The sequence below is a fragment of the Bacillus coahuilensis m4-4 genome (assembly GCF_000171615.1).
In the GTDB taxonomy this organism is placed as follows: Bacteria; Bacillota; Bacilli; order Bacillales; family Bacillaceae_K; genus Bacillus_T; species Bacillus_T coahuilensis.
Genome location: NZ_ABFU01000043.1, coordinates 1 through 24,486, shown reverse-complemented (window position 1 = coordinate 24,486; position 24,486 = coordinate 1). Strand labels below are relative to the sequence as shown.

General features: G+C 36.5%; 18 protein-coding genes and 10 pseudogenes. 8 read left to right on the top strand and 20 right to left on the bottom strand.

Going from position 1 to position 24,486, the window contains the following annotated elements; translation table 11 throughout:
* Together M44_RS29955 and M44_RS29950 are read right to left on the bottom strand one after the other, a co-directional pair.
* The coding region (locus M44_RS29955; protein WP_420167109.1) for a methyl-accepting chemotaxis protein at positions 1–647 on the bottom strand (647 nt) is incomplete at its 3' end.
* Positions 648–1,007: 360 nt separating this feature from the next.
* Positions 1,008–1,058 (bottom strand): annotated as a pseudogene (locus M44_RS29950) (hypothetical protein); the annotation flags it as partial.
* A gap of 937 nt (positions 1,059–1,995) precedes the next feature.
* Here M44_RS29950 and M44_RS11225 point away from each other — a divergent pair.
* The 3 genes and pseudogenes from M44_RS11225 (at position 1,996) to M44_RS30220 (ending at position 3,534) form a co-directional block, all read left to right on the top strand.
* The gene (locus M44_RS11225) at positions 1,996–2,307 is read left to right on the top strand and encodes a hypothetical protein (RefSeq protein WP_010173659.1); all 312 of its coding nucleotides are present in this window, start codon (positions 1,996–1,998) and stop codon (positions 2,305–2,307) included.
* Between the two features lie 118 nt (positions 2,308–2,425).
* Positions 2,426–3,111, top strand: a pseudogene (ispG, locus tag M44_RS30225) ((E)-4-hydroxy-3-methylbut-2-enyl-diphosphate synthase); the annotation flags it as partial.
* Between the two features lie 165 nt (positions 3,112–3,276).
* Positions 3,277–3,534 carry a hypothetical protein gene (locus tag M44_RS30220; protein WP_474371658.1) on the top strand — a complete coding sequence of 86 codons (258 nt, stop codon included), beginning with the start codon at positions 3,277–3,279 and terminating at the stop codon, positions 3,532–3,534.
* 78 nt (positions 3,535–3,612) lie between these two features.
* Here M44_RS30220 and M44_RS11215 read toward each other — a convergent pair whose 3' ends face one another.
* Positions 3,613–3,999 carry a hypothetical protein gene (locus M44_RS11215; RefSeq protein WP_010173657.1) on the bottom strand — a complete coding sequence of 129 codons (387 nt, stop codon included), beginning with the start codon at positions 3,997–3,999 and terminating at the stop codon, positions 3,613–3,615.
* Between the two features lie 146 nt (positions 4,000–4,145).
* Here M44_RS11215 and M44_RS11210 point away from each other — a divergent pair, with 146 nt between their 5' ends.
* The gene (locus M44_RS11210; protein WP_010173655.1) at positions 4,146–4,724 is read left to right on the top strand and encodes a 5' nucleotidase, NT5C type; all 579 of its coding nucleotides are present in this window, start codon (positions 4,146–4,148) and stop codon (positions 4,722–4,724) included.
* 34 nt (positions 4,725–4,758) lie between these two features.
* Here M44_RS11210 and M44_RS11205 read toward each other — a convergent pair whose 3' ends face one another.
* The 5 genes and pseudogenes from M44_RS11205 to M44_RS11190 all read right to left on the bottom strand — a co-directional run bounded on the left by M44_RS11205 (position 4,759) and on the right by M44_RS11190 (position 8,196).
* Entirely contained in the window at positions 4,759–5,154 is a 396-nt protein-coding gene (locus M44_RS11205) for a DUF1499 domain-containing protein (RefSeq protein WP_010173653.1), read from the bottom strand.
* A 60-nt stretch (positions 5,155–5,214) separates the two neighbouring features.
* Positions 5,215–5,625: a Fur family transcriptional regulator gene (locus tag M44_RS27015; RefSeq protein WP_010173652.1), complete on the bottom strand. Its 411-nt coding sequence runs from the start codon at positions 5,623–5,625 to the stop codon at positions 5,215–5,217.
* 21 nt (positions 5,626–5,646) lie between these two features.
* Positions 5,647–6,480 (bottom strand): annotated as a pseudogene (locus M44_RS22535) (metal ABC transporter permease); the annotation flags it as partial.
* 18 nt (positions 6,481–6,498) lie between these two features.
* Positions 6,499–7,251, bottom strand: coding sequence for a metal ABC transporter ATP-binding protein (locus M44_RS11195; RefSeq protein WP_010173650.1), 753 nt, complete (start codon positions 7,249–7,251; stop codon positions 6,499–6,501).
* 111 nt (positions 7,252–7,362) lie between these two features.
* Complete coding sequence (locus M44_RS11190) at positions 7,363–8,196, bottom strand: YitT family protein (protein WP_237705272.1); 834 nt, start codon at positions 8,194–8,196, stop codon at positions 7,363–7,365.
* 130 nt (positions 8,197–8,326) lie between these two features.
* On the opposite strand from M44_RS11190, the gene M44_RS11185 reads away from it, so the two are divergent.
* Positions 8,327–8,587, top strand: coding sequence for a DUF2624 domain-containing protein (locus M44_RS11185; RefSeq protein WP_010173646.1), 261 nt, complete (start codon positions 8,327–8,329; stop codon positions 8,585–8,587).
* 100 nt (positions 8,588–8,687) lie between these two features.
* On the opposite strand, the gene M44_RS11180 is transcribed toward M44_RS11185, so the two are convergent.
* Together M44_RS11180 and M44_RS22530 are read right to left on the bottom strand one after the other, a co-directional pair.
* Positions 8,688–9,581, bottom strand: a complete 894-nt coding sequence (locus M44_RS11180) for a deoxyribonuclease IV (protein ID WP_010173644.1) — start codon at positions 9,579–9,581, stop codon at positions 8,688–8,690.
* A gap of 20 nt (positions 9,582–9,601) precedes the next feature.
* Positions 9,602–10,913: pseudogene (locus M44_RS22530) on the bottom strand (DEAD/DEAH box helicase).
* 252 nt (positions 10,914–11,165) lie between these two features.
* On the opposite strand from M44_RS22530, the gene vrrA reads away from it, so the two are divergent.
* Positions 11,166–11,834 (top strand): VrrA/YqfQ family protein, encoded by a 669-nt coding sequence (gene vrrA, locus M44_RS22525; RefSeq protein ID WP_010173638.1) that lies wholly within the window; start codon positions 11,166–11,168, stop codon positions 11,832–11,834.
* 235 nt (positions 11,835–12,069) lie between these two features.
* A pseudogene (locus tag M44_RS22520) lies at positions 12,070–12,968 on the top strand (4-hydroxy-3-methylbut-2-enyl diphosphate reductase).
* A gap of 39 nt (positions 12,969–13,007) precedes the next feature.
* Here the strand turns inward: M44_RS22520 and M44_RS22515 are convergent.
* From M44_RS22515 to ccpN, 10 genes and pseudogenes are all read right to left on the bottom strand, one after another.
* Positions 13,008–14,125: pseudogene (locus M44_RS22515) on the bottom strand (Nif3-like dinuclear metal center hexameric protein).
* Positions 14,122–14,826 carry a tRNA (adenine(22)-N(1))-methyltransferase gene (locus tag M44_RS11155; protein WP_010173629.1) on the bottom strand — a complete coding sequence of 235 codons (705 nt, stop codon included), beginning with the start codon at positions 14,824–14,826 and terminating at the stop codon, positions 14,122–14,124. The pseudogene M44_RS22515 and the gene M44_RS11155 overlap by 4 nt, the downstream one beginning before the upstream one ends.
* A gap of 122 nt (positions 14,827–14,948) precedes the next feature.
* Complete coding sequence (gene cccA, locus M44_RS11150) at positions 14,949–15,314, bottom strand: cytochrome c550 (RefSeq protein ID WP_010173627.1); 366 nt, start codon at positions 15,312–15,314, stop codon at positions 14,949–14,951.
* Between the two features lie 164 nt (positions 15,315–15,478).
* Positions 15,479–16,619: pseudogene (locus M44_RS22510) on the bottom strand (acyl-CoA dehydrogenase family protein).
* A gap of 106 nt (positions 16,620–16,725) precedes the next feature.
* Positions 16,726–17,253: a hypothetical protein gene (locus tag M44_RS11140; RefSeq protein WP_010173624.1), complete on the bottom strand. Its 528-nt coding sequence runs from the start codon at positions 17,251–17,253 to the stop codon at positions 16,726–16,728.
* 93 nt (positions 17,254–17,346) lie between these two features.
* Positions 17,347–18,472 (bottom strand): annotated as a pseudogene (gene rpoD / locus M44_RS22505) (RNA polymerase sigma factor RpoD).
* A 29-nt stretch (positions 18,473–18,501) separates the two neighbouring features.
* A complete protein-coding gene (gene dnaG, locus M44_RS11130; protein WP_010173620.1) occupies positions 18,502–20,313 on the bottom strand; it encodes a DNA primase in 1,812 nt (603 codons plus the stop codon).
* A gap of 223 nt (positions 20,314–20,536) precedes the next feature.
* Positions 20,537–20,605, bottom strand: a complete 69-nt coding sequence (locus M44_RS28230) for a hypothetical protein (protein WP_237705271.1) — start codon at positions 20,603–20,605, stop codon at positions 20,537–20,539.
* Between the two features lie 503 nt (positions 20,606–21,108).
* A pseudogene (locus M44_RS11115) lies at positions 21,109–21,928 on the bottom strand (pyruvate, water dikinase regulatory protein).
* Positions 21,929–21,946: 18 nt separating this feature from the next.
* Positions 21,947–22,585 (bottom strand): transcriptional regulator CcpN, encoded by a 639-nt coding sequence (gene ccpN, locus M44_RS11110; protein ID WP_010173612.1) that lies wholly within the window; start codon positions 22,583–22,585, stop codon positions 21,947–21,949.
* 493 nt (positions 22,586–23,078) lie between these two features.
* On the opposite strand from ccpN, the pseudogene M44_RS22500 reads away from it, so the two are divergent.
* Positions 23,079–24,453 (top strand): annotated as a pseudogene (locus M44_RS22500) (glycine--tRNA ligase).
* Positions 24,454–24,486: the final 33 nt, after the last annotated feature.

Genomic DNA, 24,486 nt, shown 5'->3' with positions numbered 1-24,486 from the left:
GTGTAACTTACATCCTTTTCAATTGTAAATTGACTGCTTAATTGTTTTAAGCCATGTGATAAATCGGTTAGCTTTTCCCCAATTTCATGACTATTCTTCACATTAGATAGTTGTTCTTCAAACGCTGCTAGCATTTGCTCGGTGCTTGCTAATGTTTCTTGAGAGATGGATGCAAATGATTCATTTGTTGCTTCTACTTTTGGGAGTGACTGTTGAACGTAGTGTAAATCCGTTTTTATACTTGTAAGCATAATATCTACTTCAGAAATTTCTGCTTTTAACTTGTCAAATGAATCCCTAGTCGCCGTTGTTGTCTGAACATTTTCTTGAAATTTCTCTAATAATGACTTAAATTCATTGGATGCTTTTTCTGTTACAAACTCCATTTCTTCAATGGTTGCATTTATTTGACCGGTAGCTTTAGACGATTGATCCGCTAGTTTTCGAACTTCATCTGCCACTACGGCAAACCCTTTCCCAGCTTCTCCAGCACGTGCCGCTTCAATAGCAGCGTTAATTGCTAGTAATTTGGTTTGTTCTGCAATTTGTTGTATCACAGTTACAACCGTGCCAATTGTTAAGGAATGCTTTTGTACATCTTGTACAGTTGCTGTCACATGATTAAAGTCTTTGACAAATTCATTCATGGATTCACCCATTAAGCCAACGGTTTTTTCGCCCTCTACTGCGGCATTATTCATTTCATTGGCTTTACTAAATATCATATTCATTTGAGAAATGACGGTTTCGACTAAATCTTTCATACTAGAAAACTGTTTAATACTGCTTTCTGAAGTACCAGCCGTCTCCTCTGCCCCGTGTTTTACCATCCGAACTGTTTCAATCATCATTTCATTTTCGGATAAAAGATGGTTAGATGAAGCTTGTAGATCTAAACCTGTTGCCGATAAATTCTTCGTTGTATTTTGAATATTTCTTATAAGGTCTTTCATATTGTCTAACATACTAAGAAAGCTTTTCTCAAGAGACCGAATTTCAGGAACGCCACTATTAGTTTGGACATCAACTGTTAAATCCCCTTCTCTAATATGCAACATAGAAGTTCTTAAGCGATTTAACGGCGATGTTAAAGAATTTACAAGTAAGAATACGATTATACTTCCGACTAAAATCGAGACAAGTATAGAAATTAATACAGTTCTTTCGAGAACTTGGATGCTTTGCATATAGGTCTCATCTTCAACAGCAATTAAATATTCACCTCCAAGTTCTTGGACGTTAAAGAATGACAAAGTGTAATCTTTACCATTTAATTTAGTATGGATGATACCCTTTTCTTTATCTTCAATTTCTTGAATTAATTTATCACTAAAAGTAAGAGAAGTATTCATACTTGCATCAAAAGGAGTTGCGACCCCATTGGAAACAAGAAAATAATCACTATTGAATCCATCTTGTGTTAGCGCTACATTTTGTTTTTTTACAGCAGTTTGAAGCTGTTTTTCAAATTTATCCTCTTTTCCAATATATACAAGCATCAAACTTTGACTTAAATCATTGATGCTTGTTACCTCGCGTTCAAGCTTTTGTTCCATAATGTTTATTATTGACTTTTTTGATTGATTTATTGCAATTCCACCAATGACAGTCCCACTTAACATCAACAGTAACAGAGTTGCTAGTAACAACCTTATTCGAATCGAAACATTGTTTAGCAGGCCAATCCTAGTTGATGCCATTCTAAGCCTTGGTATGTTTCTTAACTTCTTTGGGTTCAGACTATTTTTATTATCGAGTTTAAAACGAAATCGTTTTGGTATACTCTTCCATAATTGATTCACAAGAAACACCCTTCCATATTTATTCATTATAATTCTGACAAAACTTTGTTAAGGAAATGTAAAGTCAGCGTGAATTTTGTTTGAAATTAGGACTTTTTGTCGATAAAATCTACTATTTTTTCTAGTAAAAATAGAATATTCATCAATGGAATGAATAGAATTTAGTAAGAATTGAATAAAGGAGATGTTCTCATTGAAGCGTCCTCTCGTCTTACTATTACTCTTGGTTTGTCTTTATTCTATCTATTTTGACCTCTCAGTTGGAACAGTCCCCTTACTAAATCCTTCGAATCAATATGAACCTGTTGAAACAGCTTCCCATTCTATGAGCTTTGTTAAAGTCGTTCAAAAAGGGGATACACTGATAACCATTGTAGAAAACGAAATAAACGGTAGCTTACCTGTACCAATCGATGAATTGGTTGCAGACTTTTCTAAACTTAACAATGGATTAGTACCAGAAGAGATACAAATTGGAAAGGAATATGTTTTCCCCCTGTATTAACAATAGTATTACAATCATCTTGCATTCAAATTGTTGTCAATCTGATAATTTTACTGATACAATACTAGGAGTAACTTAGTTTACTTAACTCTTGAACGTATAAAGGAGCGAAATACTCTTGAGTGAAATTATACATCGTACTAAAACACGTCCAATTAAGGTTGGAAACCTTACAATTGGTGGAAATAATGAATTAGTCATTCAAAGCATGACCACAACAAAAACTCATGATGTGGAAGCAACTGTTGCTGAAATTAATCGTTTAGAAGAAGCTGGATGTCAAGTAGTTCGTGTAGCTTGTCCTGATGAAAGAGCAGCTAGAGCTATCCCAGAAATTAAAAAACGTATTAATATTCCGCTAGTCGTTGATATTCATTTTGACTACAAGCTAGCACTACTAGCTATTGAAGGTGGAGCTGACAAGATCCGAATTAATCCTGGTAATATTGGTCGGAGAGAAAAAGTAGAAGCTGTCGTAAAAGCAGCCAAAGAAAAAGGTGTTCCAATCCGTATTGGTGTTAACGCTGGTTCACTTGAAAAGAAAATCTTAGAAAAATATGGCTATCCAACTGCTGATGGGATGGTTGAAAGTGCTTTACATCATATTAAAATTCTTGAGGATCTTGATTTTCACGATATTGTTGTTTCGTTGAAAGCATCAGATGTTAATTTAGCGATTGAAGCATATGAAAAAGCATCTAAAGCTTTTGATTATCCACTGCATTTAGGTATTACTGAATCTGGTACACTTTTTGCAGGAACAGTAAAAGTGCAGCAGGGATTGGAGCACTATTAAGCAAAGGGATAGGGAATACTTTACGTATCTCTTTAAGTGCAGATCCAGTAGAAGAAGTAAAGGTTGCACGTGAACTTCTAAAGGTTTTTGGATTATCTTCAAACGCCGCTACATTAATTTCCTGTCCAACGTGTGGACGTATTGAAATAGATTTAATTTCTATTGCCAATGAAGTGGAAGAATACATTCAAAAAATTAAAGCGCCTATTAAAGTAGCTGTATTAGGATGCGCAGTAAATGGACCTGGTGAAGCTCGTGAAGCAGATATCGGTATTGCCGGTGCACGAGGTGAAGGTCTTCTCTTTAGAAAAGGAAAAATTGTTAGAAAAGTACCAGAAGATATTATGGTAGAAGAACTGAAGAAAGAAATTGACCAAATTGCTGAAGAATATTTTGAAAAGAAACGCCAAGAAGAATTAGCAGCAAACTAATAAAAAGGAGACACCTTCAAAGAGGTGTCTCCCTTTCTTTGTCTCAACATCCTTTGCTCCTCTAAATCAATCCTCGACTTAGAAAAAAGGTAGTACAAACAATCCAACGATAATGGAAACGGCCCCTATACCTACTGCCCAGCTTCCTAATGTGGTAGCACCTCTTCTTCTAGCCACAAAGCCTATTATTATACCTGACGCTCCTAAAATGACAGGTAATATGAACAAAGAGAGAATCGATAGTGCAAGACCTGCATAACCGAAAACACTACCACTGCTGGCTTCATCATCAACTGAATCTTTCATAAATTCAGCTTGATTTAAGGTTGGTACAGCAATTTCTCCCGCAACCTCTTCGTTATAATTATCTGTTACATCCTCTGTTACTTCCTCATGTCGTTCATTATGACCATTAACCCCCGGGTATTGAAAATTGGTTGGGGAATACCTTGTTTCATCCTTCATACCAATCCCTCACTTTCGGTTTTAAAGGAGCAGTATTAGTATGAGCAGTATGTTGATTTTTACAATATGAAATGATTACCTGTAGATGAAAGTGCTTGACAGAAAAAGATATGATAAACTGATTTAGAGAAAAAAGGAGGATTTCTATGCAAAAGAAACGATTTGGAATCGATATAGATGGAACAGTAACATGCCCTACATCACTCGTTCCCTACATAAATGAAGCATTCAACCTAACCGCGACGTTAGATGATATTACACATTATGACTTAGCTAAAAGCTTAAACTTAAATCCAGAAAAATTTTGGGTATGGTTTCAACAAGCAGAGGCCACTATTTATGAAGAAAGTCCAATGGCTCAAGGGGCGAAATCTATATTAACTAGTTGGAAAGAAGAACATGAGTTATTCTTTATCTCTGCAAGGCCGAGCCATCTTTTAGACGTTACTCAAAAATGGTTTTCCGAAAATGACTTACATTATCACCATATTGAATTAATTGGCAGTCACAATAAGTTAAATGCAGCAAAAAAGTATGGTGTAGAAGTTTTCTTTGAAGACAAACATGATAATGCTGTAATGATTGCCGAAGAGTTAAACATCCCGGTTATTTTATTTGATACCCCTTATAACAGAGAACCTGTTCCTTCTCTCGTTCAACGAGTACAAGACTGGCAGGAAGCAAATCAGTGGATTGAACATTGGATTCTAGAAACAAGCAAATAAAAACAAGGTCAAACCCATTGGGTTGACCTTGTTTTTATTTAATCTGCATGTTCGTTTCAATTGCATGCCTAATTCTATCTAGTCTTTTTCTATTCGTATGAAAGTCATAATACCCTATTCTAGAAGACGATTTTATATGCACAACCTTTTCATTCTGATCGTGAAAAAAATACACCTCATCTTTAAAATTTAGCCAACTAGTTGTGAACACATAATGAAGAAAATGGTCCCTTTCTTCCGTTAATGTTGCATGCCGATCGTTCTTTAATTCACTTTTAATGAGGCTAAGAATATCCCCACTTGAAGGAGTATTGTGGAATGATATAGGCTCGATATATGAATGCGAATGACTAGGGTTGTTAACACTACTAACACAATTCTTACTCCCTCTCTTACATGGTGTAAGAGGGTTTTGACTTTGGATTACCATACGCTCACCCTTTCGAACAAAGACTCCCCTCCATCATTCCCTTATACATGGGTCTTAAACTTATGAACACTCTGGGCATTGACCATAAATTTCGAATTTATGACCGGTAATGGTATATCCTTCAAATGTTTCATTGACAGAAGGCATGGGGCAGCTGTGCACTTCTTTTGTTTTACCGCAATCTGTGCAAATAAAGTGATGATGATGGTGATCATTTTTGCATGAAATCCTAAAAAGGCGTTCGCCTGATAATTCAGTTTCTTCTAAAATACCGAGTTGTACAAACAGGGACAAATTTCGATAAATAGTATCAAAACTAAGTCCAGGAAAATCTTCTTTTAGATTTTCAAGTACTTCTTTAGCATTAATATACTTATCTCTTGTTACAAATAGTTGAAGCATCTGTTCGCGTTTATCGGTAAACTTATACCCTTCATCTTTTAAAATATCTAAAGCCTGTTGGACATTCATTCTAAATGATCTCCTTTCTTTCTTTACTGCTGTATAGTTTTTTCCCATAATGACTAGTAATAGGATTAAGATGGCTGTCACAACAATGGTTCCACCTGGTGCTAAATCTAAGTAAAAAGCAGAGACTAAACCGATGATGACGGATAGTTCCCCTAAAATAATGGACAAAGCAATGGTTTGCTTAAACCCTCTTGCAATCCTTATACTCGCTGCAACGGGCAACGTCATTAAGGCAGAGACTAATAATGTCCCCACAATTCTCATAGAAGCGGCAATTACTAAAGCAACCATAATAATAAAGATAAAATCAATTGATTTTGCTTTTATTCCAGATGCTTTTGCGTATTCTTCGTCAAAAGATAGTAGAAATAATTCTTTATATAGAAAGATAATCGTCAACGTTACCGCAACCGCTATGACAGAAATAACCATCACATCATTTCTCGTTACTGCACTCACACTTCCGAATAAGTATCCAAGTAAATCTGCATTAAAGCCATTTGCAAGTGAAATAAATATGACACTTAAGCCAATACCACCAGACATGATAATAGGAATCGCTATTTCTTCGTAATGCTTATACACTAATCGTAGCCTTTCGATTAAAACAGAACCGATAACTGAAAAGAACATTCCTAAATATAGGGGATTAAGCGGTGCAAAAAATGTAATGTTTTTACTTAGCAATAGACTTGATGCAATTCCTGCTAAAGTAACATGACTTAATCCATCAGCAATCAAGGATAATCTTCGAACAACGATAAAAGCACCTAAAAGTGGTGCCATAATTCCAATAATAATACCCGTTATAAATGCATTTTGTAAAAATTCATAAGTAAAAATAGCTTCTAACATACGACACCCCAATGTTTATTAATGTTCATGATGCAATACATGAACATCATGACCGTATAAACTTGACACTTCTTTGTCATTAAATTTTTCAAATTCATCTGTATTTCCGTGGAAATGAAGCTCTCGATTTAAGCAAGCAACATGTGTCACATTATTGGTAACCGTTCCAATATCATGAGTAACTAACACCAAAGTAATCCCTTTTTCTTTATTTAACATATGAAGCATATCATAAAAATTTTGGACATTATGTTGATCCACCCCTACAGTAGGCTCATCCAATATCAATATTTTAGGTTCACTCACTAATGCTCGAGCTATAAATACGCGCTGTTGCTGACCACCTGATAGCTCGCCGATATTTCTATGGATATATTGCTCCATTCCAACTGAGGTAATAGCTTGTATAATGTCTTTCTTCTTACTCGACGGGATAAACTTAAACATACCTGTTTTCTTGGTCAATCCACTTTTTACTACTTCGAACACTGTCGCTGGAAAAGCAGAATTAAACGAATTAGATTTTTGAGAAACATAGCCAATTTTTTCCCATGCTCTAAACTGCTGGATAGGTTCCCCAAACAGATGGATGCGCCCTTGTTTAGGTCTAAGTAGCCCTAAAATGAGTTTAAGAAGAGTTGATTTACCTGAACCGTTTGGTCCTACTAACGCTAAAAAAGCTCCTTCAGGAACTGATATATTTATGTCTTTTAACACTGTTTCTCGCTCATATCTATAATGTAAATCTTCAATTTCTATTACTGATTTCATTCTATCACCTTTTTAAGAATCATTCCTATTTATTCTGTATTGAAGTATACCACTTATTAAATGGTTTTGTAAATGTATAAAAGCTAGACATTGTCTGGCTTAAACGCATAATTAATGGATAGCAGATTTAAATTTCGCTCCCTTTGTTTCTTGGGTATTCATGATGGTCAAAAAAGCGTTAGGGTCTACATCTTGTACAATGGACTTTAATTTAGTTACTTCAAGTCTCGTGACTACAACGTAGATTACTTCTTTTTCGTTATCCGTATAGCCACCACGACCCTTTAGCATCGTAGTTCCCCTTCCTAGTCTGTCAAGTATCGCCTCTGAAACATCTGTGTACAATTCAGAAATAATTATAACCGCTTTGGTTTCATCCATTCCTTGTATGACAGTGTCAATCGTTTTAAATGCAATGTAATAAGTCATGATACTAAACATAGCCTGTTCAATTCCAAAAACAAACGCAGCCCAAGCAAAGATGAAAATATTGATAAACATAACAAATTCTCCAAGAGAAAAAGGAAAACGTTTCGATAAGAGAATTCCAAGGATTTCAGTTCCGTCTAATGAGCCTCCATGCCTAATGACTAGCCCTACTCCAACTCCGAGTATTAGTCCGCCAAAAACTGTCGCTAATATAGTCTGATCTGTGTTAAAAGGCTCTATATGATGAAGTAAACTTTCGATAACAGCTAATGATACAATTCCAAACAGGGATGATAGGACAAATGTTTTCCCTATCTGTTTATATCCAGAAATCATAAAAGGTAGATTTAATACGACGACTAACGTACCAAAACTAAAAAACGGAATTTGATCTGATAATAAATAACTTAAAATCAAAGACACCCCAATGACTCCACCATCAATAATATTATTTGGTACGAGAAATAACTCAATGGAAACGGCAGCAAGAGCAGCTCCAATTATAATAAACGTCATTCTATATAGTAGGTGAGGGATACTTTCTTTTTTATTGTATCTTTTTTGCCACAATGAAACCTCCAAGTTTAAAATGTACAAGCAATAAACATTCACTCTATGCATATGCTTCATTGAGGGAGTGATATGCATGAATTTAATAAAGTCTGTCATTAATAATAAGATAAATAACATAACAGCAGATGAACTAATGAAGTATGCCCAACAGTATTCTATTAGTTTAACAAATAATGAAGCCGTAAACATAGCTGGGGTTTTAAAAGGGAAAAAATATGATGTGTTTAATGATTCAGAGAGATCTGTCATTATAAGAGAAATATCCAAAATTGCCGGAGTTAAAACAGCTAAAGAAGTCAATCGTCTTTTTTTAAATTTAACACGTTTTGGTTAAGAGTGCATGAAATATACAATTTAACAAAAAGAAAGCTGCTCGAATAGGAACCCCTATCTTATAAGCAGCTTTTCTTATTGTTTGATCAACGCTTGATCATTTATGATTGCACAATCAATTCTTTTACATTCTCATTAAAGCTTTCATTTCTTAGCATTTCAATTTCAAATAAATATGGTGGTTTTTTATCCTTCTTATCCTCTCCAACATAAGGAGTTTCAAGAATTTTTGGGATATCGTGTAGTGATGGATGATGAACAATATAGTTTAACGTTTTAAATCCAATATGACCAAATCCAATATTCTCATGACGGTCTTTATGTGCGCCCATTGGGTTTTTGCTGTCATTTATATGGAGTACTTTTAACCGATCTAGTCCAATAATCCTATCAAATTTATCTAACACACCATCAAAATCTTCAACTATATTATATCCTGCATCATGAACGTGGCATGTATCAAAGCATATTGACAGTTTTTCGTTATGGTGAACTCCATCAATAATCTGAGCTAGTTCTTCAAAGTTACGTCCACACTCAGTCCCCTTACCTGCCATCGTTTCTAATGCTATTTGGACATTTTGTTCTTTCGTTAATGCTTCATTTAATCCTTCAATGATCTTTTTGATTCCTTTTTCAGTACCTTCTCCAACATGGGCACCAGGGTGAAGAACAATTTGTCTAGCACCAATTGCTTCAGTTCGTTCAATCTCTTGACGTAAAAAATTCACCCCAAGCTCAAACGTTTCTGGCTTGACAGAATTCCCAATATTGATAATATACGGAGCGTGGACCACAATCTCTTCTATGCCGTTATTTTTCATATGAGCTAATCCCGCTTCAATATTTAAATCTTCAATTGGTTTTCTTCTTGTGTTTTGAGGTGCCCCTGTGTACACCATGAACGTATTTGCCCCGTAGCTTAATGCTTCTTCACTGGCAGATAATAACATCTTTTTTCCGCTCATTGATACATGAGATCCTAATTTTAACACTTCCCCTACACCTCTCACCATTATTTATTTCTTTTACTTACTCGTCGTTCACGTTTTTTAATTTGTTCCATTTCATATTTCATCTTCTTTTTATAACCAGGCTTTACTTTTTTCGGTTTACGAACTTTTGATTTAGCCTTTTGATCCATTTCATCTTCTTGTTTTTTTCTTATTTTTTCGCTTATTACGCGCAGGTAGAGTAATCCATTCTCCTAGTCGGTAATCCTGATGAAGGAATTCTATTCCTCTACTTTCTAATCGATTTAAAGCATCTTCATCTGATACTTCGTAAATAGTAAACGCGACTCCTGTTAATCCAGCTCGTGCAGTTCGTCCTACGCGGTGTATATAAAAGTCTAGGTCTTGAGGTAGTTCATAGTTAATAATATGACTAACACCGTCAATATCAATTCCACGTGCTGCAAGATCAGTGGCTACGATATATTGATATTCAAGATTTCGAATCGCTTTCATTTCCTTTGTACGTTCACGAGGAGTTAATCCACCGTGCAGTCTACCTACTTTAATACCTCTTTTACTTAGGGCAGCTGCCACTTCATCGGCCTTAACTTTCGTGTTTGTAAAAATAATGGCCAGGTAAGGGTTAATACCACTTAAAATGGTTTCTACAACCGCCACCTTTTCACGACTTCTTTTCGGAATAAGGATATGCTCAATATTGGCAGCGGTAGCTTGTTTTGGTTGTACGTTCGCATACTCTGGATTTTCCATATACTTGTTTAAGAATGGTTTTAATTTCTCAGGAATTGTAGCAGAGAATACTAAGATTTGCAGGTCTTTAGGCATTCTTCCAGCAATTTGATCAACATCATGGATGAATCCCATATCTAGCATTAAATCCGCTTCATCTACTACTAACATATTTGCACTAAATACGTTCAACGCTTGTTCATTCACTAAATCTTTAATTCGACCAGGGGTACCTACAACAAGGTGTGGTTGCTTTTTTAGCTTTTCAATCGACCTTTGTTTATCGGTTCCACCAATGAATAACTTTCCAGTGATTTCTTCCTCTGAGAATTCTGCAAGCTTCATTGCTTCCGTAAAGATTTGTTGAGCAAGCTCTCTTGTTGGTGCTGTAATTACTGCTTGCACTTCGTCTTTATTCGGGTTAATGGACTCTAAAATAGGCAGTAAATAGGCAAGAGTTTTTCCTGTTCCTGTTTGCGATTGACCAATTGCACTATCTCCGTTAAGGGCTATTGGAATAATCAATTGCTGAATCTCTGTTGGTTCCTTGTATCCAGCCTTTTCAATGGCTTTATTTATAAATGGTTTTAATTCAAATATCTTAAATTGTTGGGAAGACATTCGATTTCCCTCCTTCTTCTAATAAAACGTTCCAAAAAATGAACTATCTTTCCATTATAATCAATAATGAACAAACATACTAGCCTTTCCTTTATTCCTTTACTCTCCCTTCTTGTTTTGCCAAAAAATATACATTCTACACAAAAATATCAGCGATTTCCTTAGGCATTTTACACTTAGACGCATACATTATAGAGAACTTAGTTGAATTCACAGGAAATTTTTATCAGATGAAAGGAGGAAGGACGAACTATGATCTTTCAACAGCCTCCATATCCCCCACAGCCACCAAGAGGCAATCCATTTGGTATGGGACGAGGGATGAGAGGATTTTCAAACGTGTCCAACCAAATGAGGAACGTACCAGGTCAAAGAACATCACCACTAGCTGCTATACTCGGAAAAAATTCTGGTAATGCTACTCAGCTTGCTAACAACTCAGGGTCAGGTGGTATTCTCAGTAAGCTTTTTCAGCGAGGAGCGGGAGCGGGTGATGCGGCATCTGTAAGTAACGCTGCAAATGCCCTTACTGGATTTGAAAGAAGTGCTGGTGCAACGAGTGGGATATTAAGCGGGGCCATGAACCCCTCTTCCATTAATTCCTTTTTAACCAACACACAACAAGTGATTAAAACCGCTCAACAATTTGGACCTATGGTACAACAATACGGTCCGCTTGTGAAGAATCTACCTGCCATGTATAAGCTATACAAAGGTCTTAAAGATGTAGATACAGACGAAGAGGTTGAAACACCTAGTGATACTTCTATAGTAAACGAAGAAACTACACAATCTGATCCAAAACCAAACACAAGTAAAAAAACATCAACATCAAAACCCAAAAAATCTACTACACTACCTATTAATGAAGAAAATCTAAGCACTAAGAACCGCGCTTCAAAACCTAAGCTTTATGTTTGACTATTCCTCTCTTAAATGACGACTTGGAAAGGATAACCTTGAAGTGGAAAATTGAAATGCTTGGAGCTTGAGCTGGTAACACATTCTAATCTTTGTCAGATGAACAATTCTCCTATATAATAGACTATGTATATCATCAATCGATCCGATACGTGATTAACGTAAGTAGGAGGATACCTAAAATGAATGTAAAAAAATTACCCCTCGCGGCTATTGTTATGGAGTAGTAGATGCGATGGTCATTGCTAGAAACGCGGCACTAGATAAATCATTACCAAGACCCATCTATATCCTTGGAATGATTGTTCATAATAAACATGTAACAGATGCATTTGAAGATGAAGGCATCATTACATTAGATGGTGCTAATCGGTTAGAAATTTTAGAAAAGTAGAAAAGGGTACCGTTATTTACACAGCACACGGTGTTTCACCTGAAGTTCGTGAGCTTGCTGAACGAAAGGGGCTTACCGCGATTGATGCTACTTGTCCAGACGTCACCAAAACGCATGATTTAATTCTTGAGAAAAAGGCTCAAGGGTATGAAGTGATCTACATTGGGAAAAAAGGACATCCAGAGCCTGAAGGGGCTGTTGGCGTAGCGCCAGATATTGTTCATTTAATCGAGAACAGTGAAGATGCTGCCTCCTTATCAATAAAGTCAGACAAAATCATTGTGACGAACCAAACAACCATGAGCCAATGGGATGTTATGGATATTATGGAGAAAATTCGTGAGCGTTATCCACACGCGGAAGCTCATAAGGAAATTTGCTTAGCGACGCAGGTCCGTCAAGAAGCCGTTGCAGAACAAGCGGGGGAAACGGATTTACTGATTGTTGTGGGAGATCCAAAAAGTAATAACTCCAATCGCCTTGCTCAAGTTTCAGCAGAAATTGCCGGAACACCAGCTTACCGTGTTTCAGATGTATCAGAAATCCAATTAGAATGGTTACAAGGTGTTGAAACTGTAGGTGTGACAGCGGGAGCTTCTACCCCAACACCTATCGTCAAGGAAGTTATCCAGTTTCTTGAAAGCTTTAATTCTGATGATGAAACAACGTGGACACGGGAGACGACCGTTCCACTTCATAAAATCCTACCTAAGGTTAAAAAGTCTAAAATTCAAGCATAATTTTCACAAAAGGAGTAGAATAATCTACTCCTTTTTTATTTATAGAAATTTAAATGGATTCGTGTCCGTCTCCGATTGAATAATGTTGACCTCTAGCTTTTGCTCACTAGCTAAGGCTGCAAGTTTTTCGGCTACTCCCTCTATCATAACCTTTTCAACGTGGTGTCCAGGGTCTACTACATGTAATCCCAGCATCATGCTATCATGTGCAGTGTGAAAATAAAGATCACCTGTCACCAGTACATCTGCTCCTTGGTATTTCGCTGTATGAATATATTTATTTCCGTCTCCACCTAAAACGGCTACTTTATTAATGGTCTCATTAAGATCTCCAACTACTCTTACCGCTTCAACCCCTAATTTTTCTTTTACATGAAGAGAAAAGTCTCGTAAGCTTTTAGGGGCTTCTAACCTACCAATGCGACCTAACCCCATTGGTTCTGAAGGATTGTCTAAGGGTATAAGGTCATAGGCGATTTCTTCATATGGATGGGCCTGAAGCATAGCTTGAAGAATCCTTTTTTCTTCTTTTGCATGATAAATGGTTTCAATCTTTACTTCATTGACGATTTCTGACTTTCCTGATTCCCCTATAAAAGGACGGCTCCCTTCAGTTGGGGTAAACCTTCCTTCCCCTCGGCTAGTGAAGCTAGTATGTGAATAGTTACCCATTTCACCTGCTCCAGCATCCCCCAATGCCTTCCTTACCTTCTCTGCGTGTGTAGTTGGTACAAACACAACCATTTTTTTCATCTTTTTTTCATAAGTTGGAGCAAGTACTTTAATATCCTGGAGGTCTAAGGCTTCTGCTAACAGATCGTTCACTCCGCCTACTGCGACGTCTAGGTTCGTATGGGCAGCATAAACAGAGATGTCATGTTTAATTAATTTTTCGAAGATAGGTCCTTGACCACTATCTGTCTTGAGTGCTGTTAACGGTCTGAAAATTGGTGGATGATGACAGATAATCAAGTCTACCTTTTTTCAACAGCCTCATCCACAACAGCTTCTAACACGTCTAGTGTAATCATAATATTTTTAACTGGTCGCCTTAAGCTTCCAATCTGTAATCCGATAGGGTCTCCATCCATGGCTAAGTACTTCGGTGAAAATGACTCGAATAATTGAATAATCCGTTCACCTTTCACTTCTTTCATGAGAACAACTCCTCCGTCCATTGAATTTTTTGCATTAATTCCAAACGCTTTCTCTTCACTTCTTCAGTTTCATCTGCATTTTCTAATGCTTGAAGAATTTTTCTCCATTGATTAGATTCATGCATCCATTTCGATTTAAATATAGATGATTTTTCTTTTAATAGAAATGGACCGAACAACCATTCTTTTTCTAATTCCTCATAAGGTGCATCTTGATTTCCTTTTTCAGCTACAACGATTTCGTAAATCTTCCCGTCTTCCTCTACTATTTCTTCATAGATTATTTCCCACCCATTGGAATATAGCCATTTTCTAATAGAGATAGCGCTTATATTAGGTTGCAAGATCAGTCTTTCTTTTCCAACTAATTTTCCTTTGCCTTCTTCTAAGATGGTAGCTATGAGTGTCCCACCCATTCCAGCGATTGTGATACAATCTACTTCTCCTGGCTCGATTACTTCTAAACCACTACCAAAACGAACATCAATTTTATCTTCAAGACCAACACTCTTTACTTGTTTTAGAGCAGATTCAAAGGGACCTTTTACTACTTCACCCGCAACGGCAAATGAACAAATCTCATGTTGAATGCAATAACACGGTAAATACGCATGATCTGATCCTATATCCGCTAATTTTGACCCTTTTCTTATGTAATTGGTTACTTTTTCAAGTCGTAAGGACAATTTTTCTTGATTCATCTTTATCACCATTTCTTTTACGCGTTTTCTATTCTCTATCATAAACTGTCTAAGATAGACGTATAGTATGTATGTTACAACAAAAAAGCTTCCTGCAACAGCAAGAAGCTACTTTGTTAAGTCTATTCTAATGTCGTTAACCATTCTACCATCGCTTCTACGTTATCAGCAGGTACTAAGTTACCAGGCATTGCACCTTTACCGTTGATAAGAATATCACTTAATTCTTCAGCAGAATATTTGTCCCCAACACCAATTAATGTTGGTCCTACTCCACCTTCATAATTACCACCGTGACAGCCGATACATGCGCTTTGATAGTGTGCTTCTGGATCAAATCCAGCAGCTGTTTCTCCGCCTTCTGTCGTTTCTTCTCCCTCGTGAGCAAGCTCACCTTGATTTCCTAAGCCTTCTAAAGATAAGAAAAACACAAGACCAATCCCCATTACCATGATAAGTAAGAAAGGAATAATCGGATTTCGATTCATGATTTTAACCTCCCTTATGTATAGCTTAAAATAAGTACACAAGCACCTATTATTTTACTTCAATTTCCCTTAAAGTAAAAGTAGAAACCTGTAAAATTTCGATATTGTTCGCAAAATTGACACAAAAAAACTTCACTCCCATTAAGAATGAAGTAAAGTAATCTTCAAATACAACCAATTTGACGCGCAATGACCATACGCTGAATTTCAGAAGTACCTTCGCCTATTTCAAGTAATTTTGCATCTCTCATCATTCTCTCCACTTCATACTCTCTCATATAACCGTTTCCTCCATGAATTTGAACGGCTTGTGAAGTTACCTCCATACACATTTCTGATGCGAATAATTTACATATAGAAGCCTCTTTTGTGAATTTTTTCCTTGATCTTTTAACCACGCTGCCTTATAAACCATATTTCTAGCAAGTTCTATTTTCATAGCCATATCCGCTAACTTAAATTGAATGGCTTGAAACTCAGATAAGCTCTTTCCAAACTGCTTACGTTCTTTAGCATATTGCAGCGCTCTCTCATAAGCTCCCTGTGCTATTCCGACAGCCATTGCACCTATCCCAATTCTACCTCCATCCAATGTAATTAAAAACTGCTTATACCCTTCCCCCTTCTTACCTAAGAGGTTTTCTACAGGCACTTCTACGTTCTCAAGAACTAATTCTGTTGTATTTGAACTATTTAACCCCATCTTTTCATAAGCCGAATGGATTGTGAACCCCTTAGCTGATGTTGGAACAATTATAGCACTAATTTCTTTTTACCAGTATTCGTTCCAGTGACTGCGGTTATTGGAACTACTTTACTATAGGATGCGTTTGTGATATAACACTTGTTACCGTTAATGATAAAAGAATCTTTTCTTTGTTCTGCCGTTGTGGCCGTTCCACCCGCATCAGAACCAGCACCTGGTTCAGTAAGTCCGAATGCCCCAAGAGTTTCTCCTGAACAGATCGGAACTAAATAATCCAATTTTTGTTGATGCGTCCCAAACATATGAAGAGGGGCCCCACCCAAACTGATATGTGCGGAATAGGTGATTCCAGTCGAAGCACAAGCCTTACTTAACTCCTCGACGACAATAGCAAAGCTAATTGTATCTGCCCCCGCTCCACCATACTCTTCAGAGAAAGGAAGACCCATTAATCCTAACTCACCTAATTGATGAAATATATCCTTCGGAAACTCTCCTGAACGGTCTCTTTCAATCGCTCCTGTTGCTACAACTTCATGGGAAAATTCTCTAATTGTCTTTTGTATCATGGATTGTTCTTCAGTCAAATGAAAATTCATCCCTATTCCCCCTTAATATTGAATGCGCTTACAATGCTATTATAAGGAAACAAAAGAATATTCTCAATATTTAAATAAAATGAACGATATAAAATAAAAAGAGTTTCTATACAAATATAGAAACTCCAACAATACAGCACCCCATTACTCCTGCTACCATAAAATACTTTTGTTGACTAAAACGCCCTATTACGATCCAAACTAAACAATTTATTACAACGGTCCCTTTGATGATAGAAGGTGAGGGACCAAACAATACTTCCGATAAAAACATGGTTGTTAAGAAAATTTGCAACAGCATGATGCTTTGTATGATCACTCTATTTATCTTAGTAGAATAATAAAATGAGATAAAAAATAGTAGTATGACAAAAGTTAACAAAATACCTGTTTGCAAAATGATTGATAATTCAGTAAAATAAAGGACAAATAGAGAGAGTGGTAAAGTTAGCAGGCATAAGAACAGCCATACGAAGGAAAAGCCATTTTTCTTTTCCTTACGTTCCGTTTCTACAGGTCTATTTCCTTCTGTGTAAAGGGATAGTAAAAAATCACAATAATGACTTGGTAGCAATTGATTCTCTTTCCAATATTTAATTTCTTGTATAAGAATATCTTTTCTTTGCTTATTCATCTTAGTTGTCACCCCATTTTATATTTCGGTATTACAAGTAAGAATTCCTGCAATAAAAAAACAATGGTTAAAAAAACCATTGTTTTATCGGTTCTATTCTAAGAAATCCTTAAGTCTTTTGCTTCGACTTGGGTGTCGTAATTTACGCAGGGCTTTTGCTTCGATTTGACGAATACGTTCGCGTGTAACACCAAATACTTTTCCTACTTCTTCAAGAGTTCTTGTTCGTCCATCATCTAAGCCAAAACGTAAACGAAGAACATTTTCTTCACGGTCTGTTAATGTATCTAGTACATCTTCTAGTTGTTCTTTAAGCAATTCATATGCTGCGTGCTCAGATGGTGACTGCGCTTCAGAATCTTCAATGAAATCACCTAAATGGGAATCATCTTCTTCTCCGATAGGTGTTTCTAATGAAACAGGCTCTTGAGCTATTTTTAAAATCTCTCGTACCTTTTCTGGTGGAAGATCCATTTCCTCTCCAATTTCTTCTGGAGAAGGCTCACGCCCTAAGTCTTGTAATAATTGGCGTTGTACACGGATTAATTTGTTGATGGTCTCTACCATATGAACAGGAATACGAATTGTTCTTGCTTGGTCTGCAATGGCACGTGTGATGGCTTGACGAATCCACCAAGTTGCGTACGTACTGAATTTAAATCCTTTACGGTAGTCGAACTTCTCAACAGCCTTAATTAATCCCATATTACCTTCTTGAATTAAATCTAAGAATAGCATACCACGACCAACGTAGCGCTTTGCGATACTTACAACAAGACGTAAATTCGCTTCGGCAAGGCGTCGCTTCGCCTCTTCATCACCTTGTTCAATTCGTTCTGCTAATGAAATTTCTTCTTCAGCAGATAATAAATCTACTCTCCCAATTTCTTTAAGGTACATTCTAACTGGGTCGTTAATTTTCACCCCAGGAGGAACACTTAAGTCATTTAAATCAAATTCTTCTTCATTTTTGTTTAACTGTTCTGCATTAGGGTCAGAATCACTATCGTTTTCGTGAACAATCTCAATTCCTTGTTCACCTAACTGTTCGAAGTATTCATCTATTTGATCACTATCTAAGTCAAAGCTTGATAGCTTATCTGCCACATCTTCGTACGTTAAACGCCTCTTTTTTCCCTAATTCTAATAACTGCTCTTTCACCTGATCTACGGTAACTTCTGATTCTACTTCTTTGGAACGTGCTGACTTTTCAGCCATTAGTTCCCCTCCTTCCAACATCCTAAAACTTAATACAGGGATAGTTCTTTATTTAACTTTATGATATCCATTGCAATTTCAGCTGCTTTAATATAATCTTTATGCTTTTCCGCTTCTTTTTTTTCAGCTTCTTTTTCCCTTATTGTCAACATCTTCTGCTGTTTTATCACAGAATGCACATAATCTGTCAATTCAACCGGATTCATCTCGGTTTGTATTGTCAGCATTTCAATTTCAGAAACAAGACGCCTTAGCTTATCGTCAGATATGAATGAGAGAAAAGAACTAGCTGAAGGTAAATTGCCTTCTTCATAATACGCTAATAAATAGGTAAATATGGCTTGGTGCTCATCAATATTAAATGATTCCCCAGATAATAGATCCTTAACCTTATAAGTAACATCTTCATTCTTTAACATATAAGCAATTAAATAACGTTCTGCATTAATATAGGCTGGTAACAGCTTATTTTTCTTTTCTAAAGGTAACTGTGCGACTTTTTTCGAAACAAACTGCGATGGATCACGTTTTCTTTCTGAAAAGTACATAGCCGTTTGTTGTTGCTTTAAAGCTTCGTATGAAATCTCAAATTCCTCAGATAACTGTTTAAGATATAAGTCACGTTCTACCGGACTTTGAAGATGAGAGATTTCTCTTAGTATTTCTTCTATATATTTAAGCTGATCTCCTTCATTTTGAAGGTTTTTTCCTATTTTAAAGTAGGATAGCTTAAAAGCCATAAAGGTTACAGCAGCCCCTATTACACTCTCTGAAAATCTTTCTCCACCATATTTTCGTATGTAGTCATCGGGGTCTAGCCTATCGGGTATTTCCGCTATTCGAACTGACATCCCTTTATCTGTTAGCATCTTAGCCGACCTATAGGCCGCCTGAATTCCTGCATTATCACCATCAAAAGCTAATACCACAGTTTCGGCCATTCTTTTAATGGATTGAATATGTTGGTCTGTTAATGATGTGCCCATTGTAGCAAGGCCAGTATGTACATTTGCTGCGTATGCAGAAATGACGTCTGCAAAACCTTCAAATAGAATAACTTGTCTGCTTTTCTTTATGGCAGGACGGGCACGATGGAAATTATAAAGAATTTGGCTCTTGTTGAAGACCTTAGTTTCAGGACTATTTAAGTACTTAGGTGTTTCATCATTTAGAGATCTACCTGAAAAAGCGATGATTCGACCTTTTTCATCCCAGATAGGGAACATGATTCTTGATCTAAATCGATCAAAATAGCTTCCATCTTCTTTCCTAATCACCAGGCCAGCTTCTTCCATTTCGTCTAAAGAGAAACCTCTCTTCTTAAGAAACTTAACAGTGAAGTCCCAACTAGGAACTGACCATCCAATATTAAATTCCTTAATCGTATCTAATGTAAATCCTCTGTTTTGAAGATAGTCTAATGCATCTTGACCCTGTTTTGTATTTACGAGCAAATGATGATAAAATTTACTTAGTAATTCATGGGCTTCAAAGATGGATTTTTGCTCTGGTGACTCCTGGTCTGCTGCATCTGTTGGAAACGAAACATCTACTGCAATTCCTGAACGGTCAGCAACGGATTTTAAGGCTTCAGTGAATGAACTTCCTTCAATGTCCATAAGAAAGCTTAATACATTTCCTCCCGCACCACAGCCAAAGCAATGAAATATTTGCTTGTCAGGTGACACTGAAAAGGAAGGTGTACTTTCTCCATGAAATGGACATAAGCCAAAATAATTTCTTCCTTGCTTTTTTAATTGGACATAATCACTTATAACATCCACAATATCAACGGACTGGCGAATTTCATTTACTTTCTCATCTGGAATTCTTCCTGTCACATAGCATCACCATTCATATTTCTAATCATGCACTTCCCCATTCTCTTGATTTTTTCCTGCAAGATCTTGAAAAATTTGTTCTAGGGAGGAGCAAAATGTGTCTCTGTCTTCTTCTGAAAATGCTTTAGGACCTTTTTCCATATTTACCCTTCTGCCTTTCAACGGAAGATAAATAACGAAATTGAAGTACAATATCAATTGTTTCTTTTTCGTACTTCTTTCCTCATGGAGACAATACAATGGAACCTTTGCCTAAAGCTATCGAAGCTAAACCTACATCAGCCGTAATCACACTATCTCCTTTTCGAACAAGGTTATTAATCGTGATATCTGCTGACTCTTTTCAGTCTACATAAATCCACTTTCCCTCAACGGGTTGATTCTTTTAGTGTTGATAAGCAGCAACGAATACCACTGATAGGCCGTATTACCTACAAAGCAGTAAGGTTTCTTCCTTAACTGGACAAGCATCTGCATCAACATATATAACCCTGATAGATTTTGATGTATTACTAACTATTCTACATCACTCCAAATTTTCCTTCTTCTATTATTAAAAAATGAAGAAAATAAAAGAAATACATTGTATTTTGTCGAATTATATTCTCCCTTAACTCTTGACATAACCTAATAAATAGTTTATTCGTAATGTGGTCACTCTAAACCTATTCTTTTAAGTTTTTATCACGATTTTTTATTATAGTATAAATTTTTCGATTTGACTATTAAAAAACTGTATATATTTTAAAAGACATCCTATTTATTTATCCGAGCCAAAAATGACAAGGGACAGTCTTAGTTGACTGTCCCTTCGTTCTTTTGGAAATGATGAATAATTAAATTTGCTGTTTCTTCCACTGCTTTATTGGTTACATCAATTACCTGGCAATTAATTTTTCCTGCAATTTTTTCAAAAAAAGACAAGCTCTTGATTGATTCGTTCAATGTTAGCATAGCTTGCTTGATCATTTAGTCCCAACGCTTTTAACCGTTCTCTTCGTATTGTATTTAGTTTTTCTGGACTAATTTTTAAACCAATACATTTTTCAGGAGGTACTTGAAATAATTCCTCAGGTGGATCTACTTCTGGAACAACCGGAACATTGGCTACTTTGAATCTTTTAAGTGCTAAATATTGTGATAAAGGGGTTTTGGACGTTCGTGATACGCCAACTAATACGATATCTGCACGTAAAATGCCTCTTGGGTCCCGTCCATCATCATATTTGACTGCAAATTCAATCGCTTCAATTTTTTTGAAGTAATCTTCATCCAGCTTTCTGACCGTCCCTGGTTCATTTAAAGGAGATAATTCATATTTTGATGCAAATGTATCAAGGAGTGGTCCGATTACGTCAAATGCATCCAAACCAAGGAGCTTCGCCCTTTCATTTATGTAAGCTCTCATCTCTGGTTTCGCTAAAGTAAAGACAATCATTCCACCGTCCATTCCAGCTAGTGATAACACTTCATCTAGATGGGAGAATTCTTCAACATACGGATAGCGCTTAATCGTTGTTGCTTTTTGCGAAAATTGGCTAATTGCTGCTTTCGTGACTAATTCTGCTGTTTCTCCAACAGAATCTGAAACAACGTATATGATAGGTTCTGTCACCTGATACCCTCCTTTACACTAAATATCTTCTTCTGCTAGTGACACAAAAGCTTTTGTTATATTCGTTTTTGTAATTCTACCCACCACTTCAACTTCTCCGGTCTCTAACTGTTTTACAACTGGAACGGCGTCAATTTGTTTATCAATTAAATCTTTCGCGACATCAATTAATAAGTCATCTTTTTCACATACGGTTATGTTTGGCATTCTAGTCATAATGATGTTCACAGGTAGACTCGTTAATTCTTGCTTTCCGATACTTGCACGTAGTAAATCTTTTCTAGACAATACTCCTACTAAATAGGACTTACCATCTACTACAAACAATGTTCCAACATCTTCTAAAAACATCGTGCATATGGCGTCATAGACTGAAACATTTTCTGAAACGACAACAGGGATAGACTGAAAGTCTTTGACATATATTTTCTTTAAATTTTCAGTAAGTAATTGCGTTCCGGTCTTTCCTGTATAAAAATAACCTACCCTCGGTCTAGCATCTAAATACCCTGCCATAGTTAGAATGGCTAAGTCAGGTCGTAATGTTGCTCTTGTTAAGCTTAAACGATCAGCAATAGCTTCACCTGTAATAGGTCCGTTTTCTTTCACAATTTGTAAGATATGTTCTTGACGTTTATTTAGTTCGATTGTCCTCACCACCTAATAAAACAAATTAAAAGTGCTATACTTAATGTATTAATTATATAATATAGGCTTCAAAATGAAACCATCTTTTTCATATTATTACCTACTTTATCAATAATTTTGAGTATGTGAAGAGTTTACTGTACTCATACTAAAATGACAATGAATATACTCATGACGATTTTTTTAATAATAGTTGAGTCTTGTCAAGGAACATGGTAAAATAATTTCATCTTTTTAACTGGATAGTTAGCTGTGAAAGACCAATAAGTACTCGACAAACTTATGAAGCGAGCTAAGGATGGTGAAAGCTTAGCAATGTCAAGGAAACGGCAGTCTGGAGCTATTTTTTACATAAAGTGAATGCCTATTGGCATTAACTAGGGTGGAACCGCGGGTATACAACTCGTCCCTAGGCTTCGTTATAGCCTAAGGACGAGTTTTTTTATTTGCCTTAGGAGTCCAGTTAACTTATAAAACTAACATTTATAAAGGAGTGTTGAATATGTCTATGGATTCAATTGTAAGCTTAGCTAAACATCGAGGCTTCGTTTTTCCAGGGTCAGATATCTACGGTGGTCTCGCTAACACATGGGACTATGGTCCACTTGGAGTAGAGTTAAAAAATAACATCAAAAAAGCTTGGTGGAAAAAATTCATTCAAGAGTCTCCGTACAATGTCGGATTAGACGCAGCCATTCTAATGAATCCTCAAACATGGGTGGCTTCGGGTCATATTGGGAACTTTAATGATCCAATGATCGATTGTAAAAACTGTAAAGCTCGTCACCGTGCAGATAAGCTAATTGAAGACGCCTACGAAGCTCAAGGTGAAGAGATTGTAGTGGATGGATTACCTTTTGAAAGAATGGCTGAATTAATGACAGAAGCAAATATTGCGTGTCCTGAATGTGGAAGCCATGATTTCACGGAAATTCGCCAGTTTAACCTAATGTTTAAAACTTTCCAAGGTGTAACAGAGTCCTCCACTAATGAAATTTACCTTCGTCCAGAAACCGCTCAAGGTATTTTCGTTTAATTTTAAGCATGTACAACGTTCTATGCGTAAAAAAATGCCATTTGGAATTGGGCAAATAGGTAAAAGCTTCCGAAATGAAATCACTCCTGGAAACTTTACGTTCCGTACGCGTGAATTTGAACAGATGGAATTAGAATTTTTCTGTAAGCCAGGCGAAGACCTAGAATGGTTCACTTTCTGGCGTGATTATTGTAAAAACTGGTTACTATCTCTAGGTATGTCAGAAGACAATATGAGATTACGTGATCACGGTGAAGAAGAGTTATCTCATTACAGTAATGCGACGACGGATATAGAATACAAATTTCCGTTTGGGTGGGGAGAGCTTTGGGGAATTGCTGACCGGACGGACTTTGATTTAAAGCGTCATATGGAACATAGTAAAGAAGATTTGAACTATCAAGACCCAATTACAAATGAAAAATTTATTCCTTATGTCATTGAACCGTCTCTTGGTGCAGATCGAGTAACTTTAGCTTTCCTTTGTGATGCATATGAAGAAGAGCAATTAGAAAATGATTCTCGTACGGTGTTACGTTTCCACCCTGCGATCGCACCATATAAAGCGGCTATTTTGCCCCTATCTAAGAAGCTTTCTGATGAAGCTAGCAATGTGTTTGCTGAGCTTTCCAAAGAATTTATGGTTGATTTCGACGAAACGGGTTCTATTGGTAAACGTTACCGTCGTCAGGACGAAATTGGCACCCCTTTCTGTATTACATTTGACTTTGATTCATTAGAAGACAATCAAGTGACCGTACGTCACCGTGATACAATGGAACAGGTCCGTATGCCAATCTCTGAACTAAGTGACTTCTTACGTGAGAAGGTTGCATTCTAATTCATACCAACAAAAAACCGAGGAGCGTTCTAA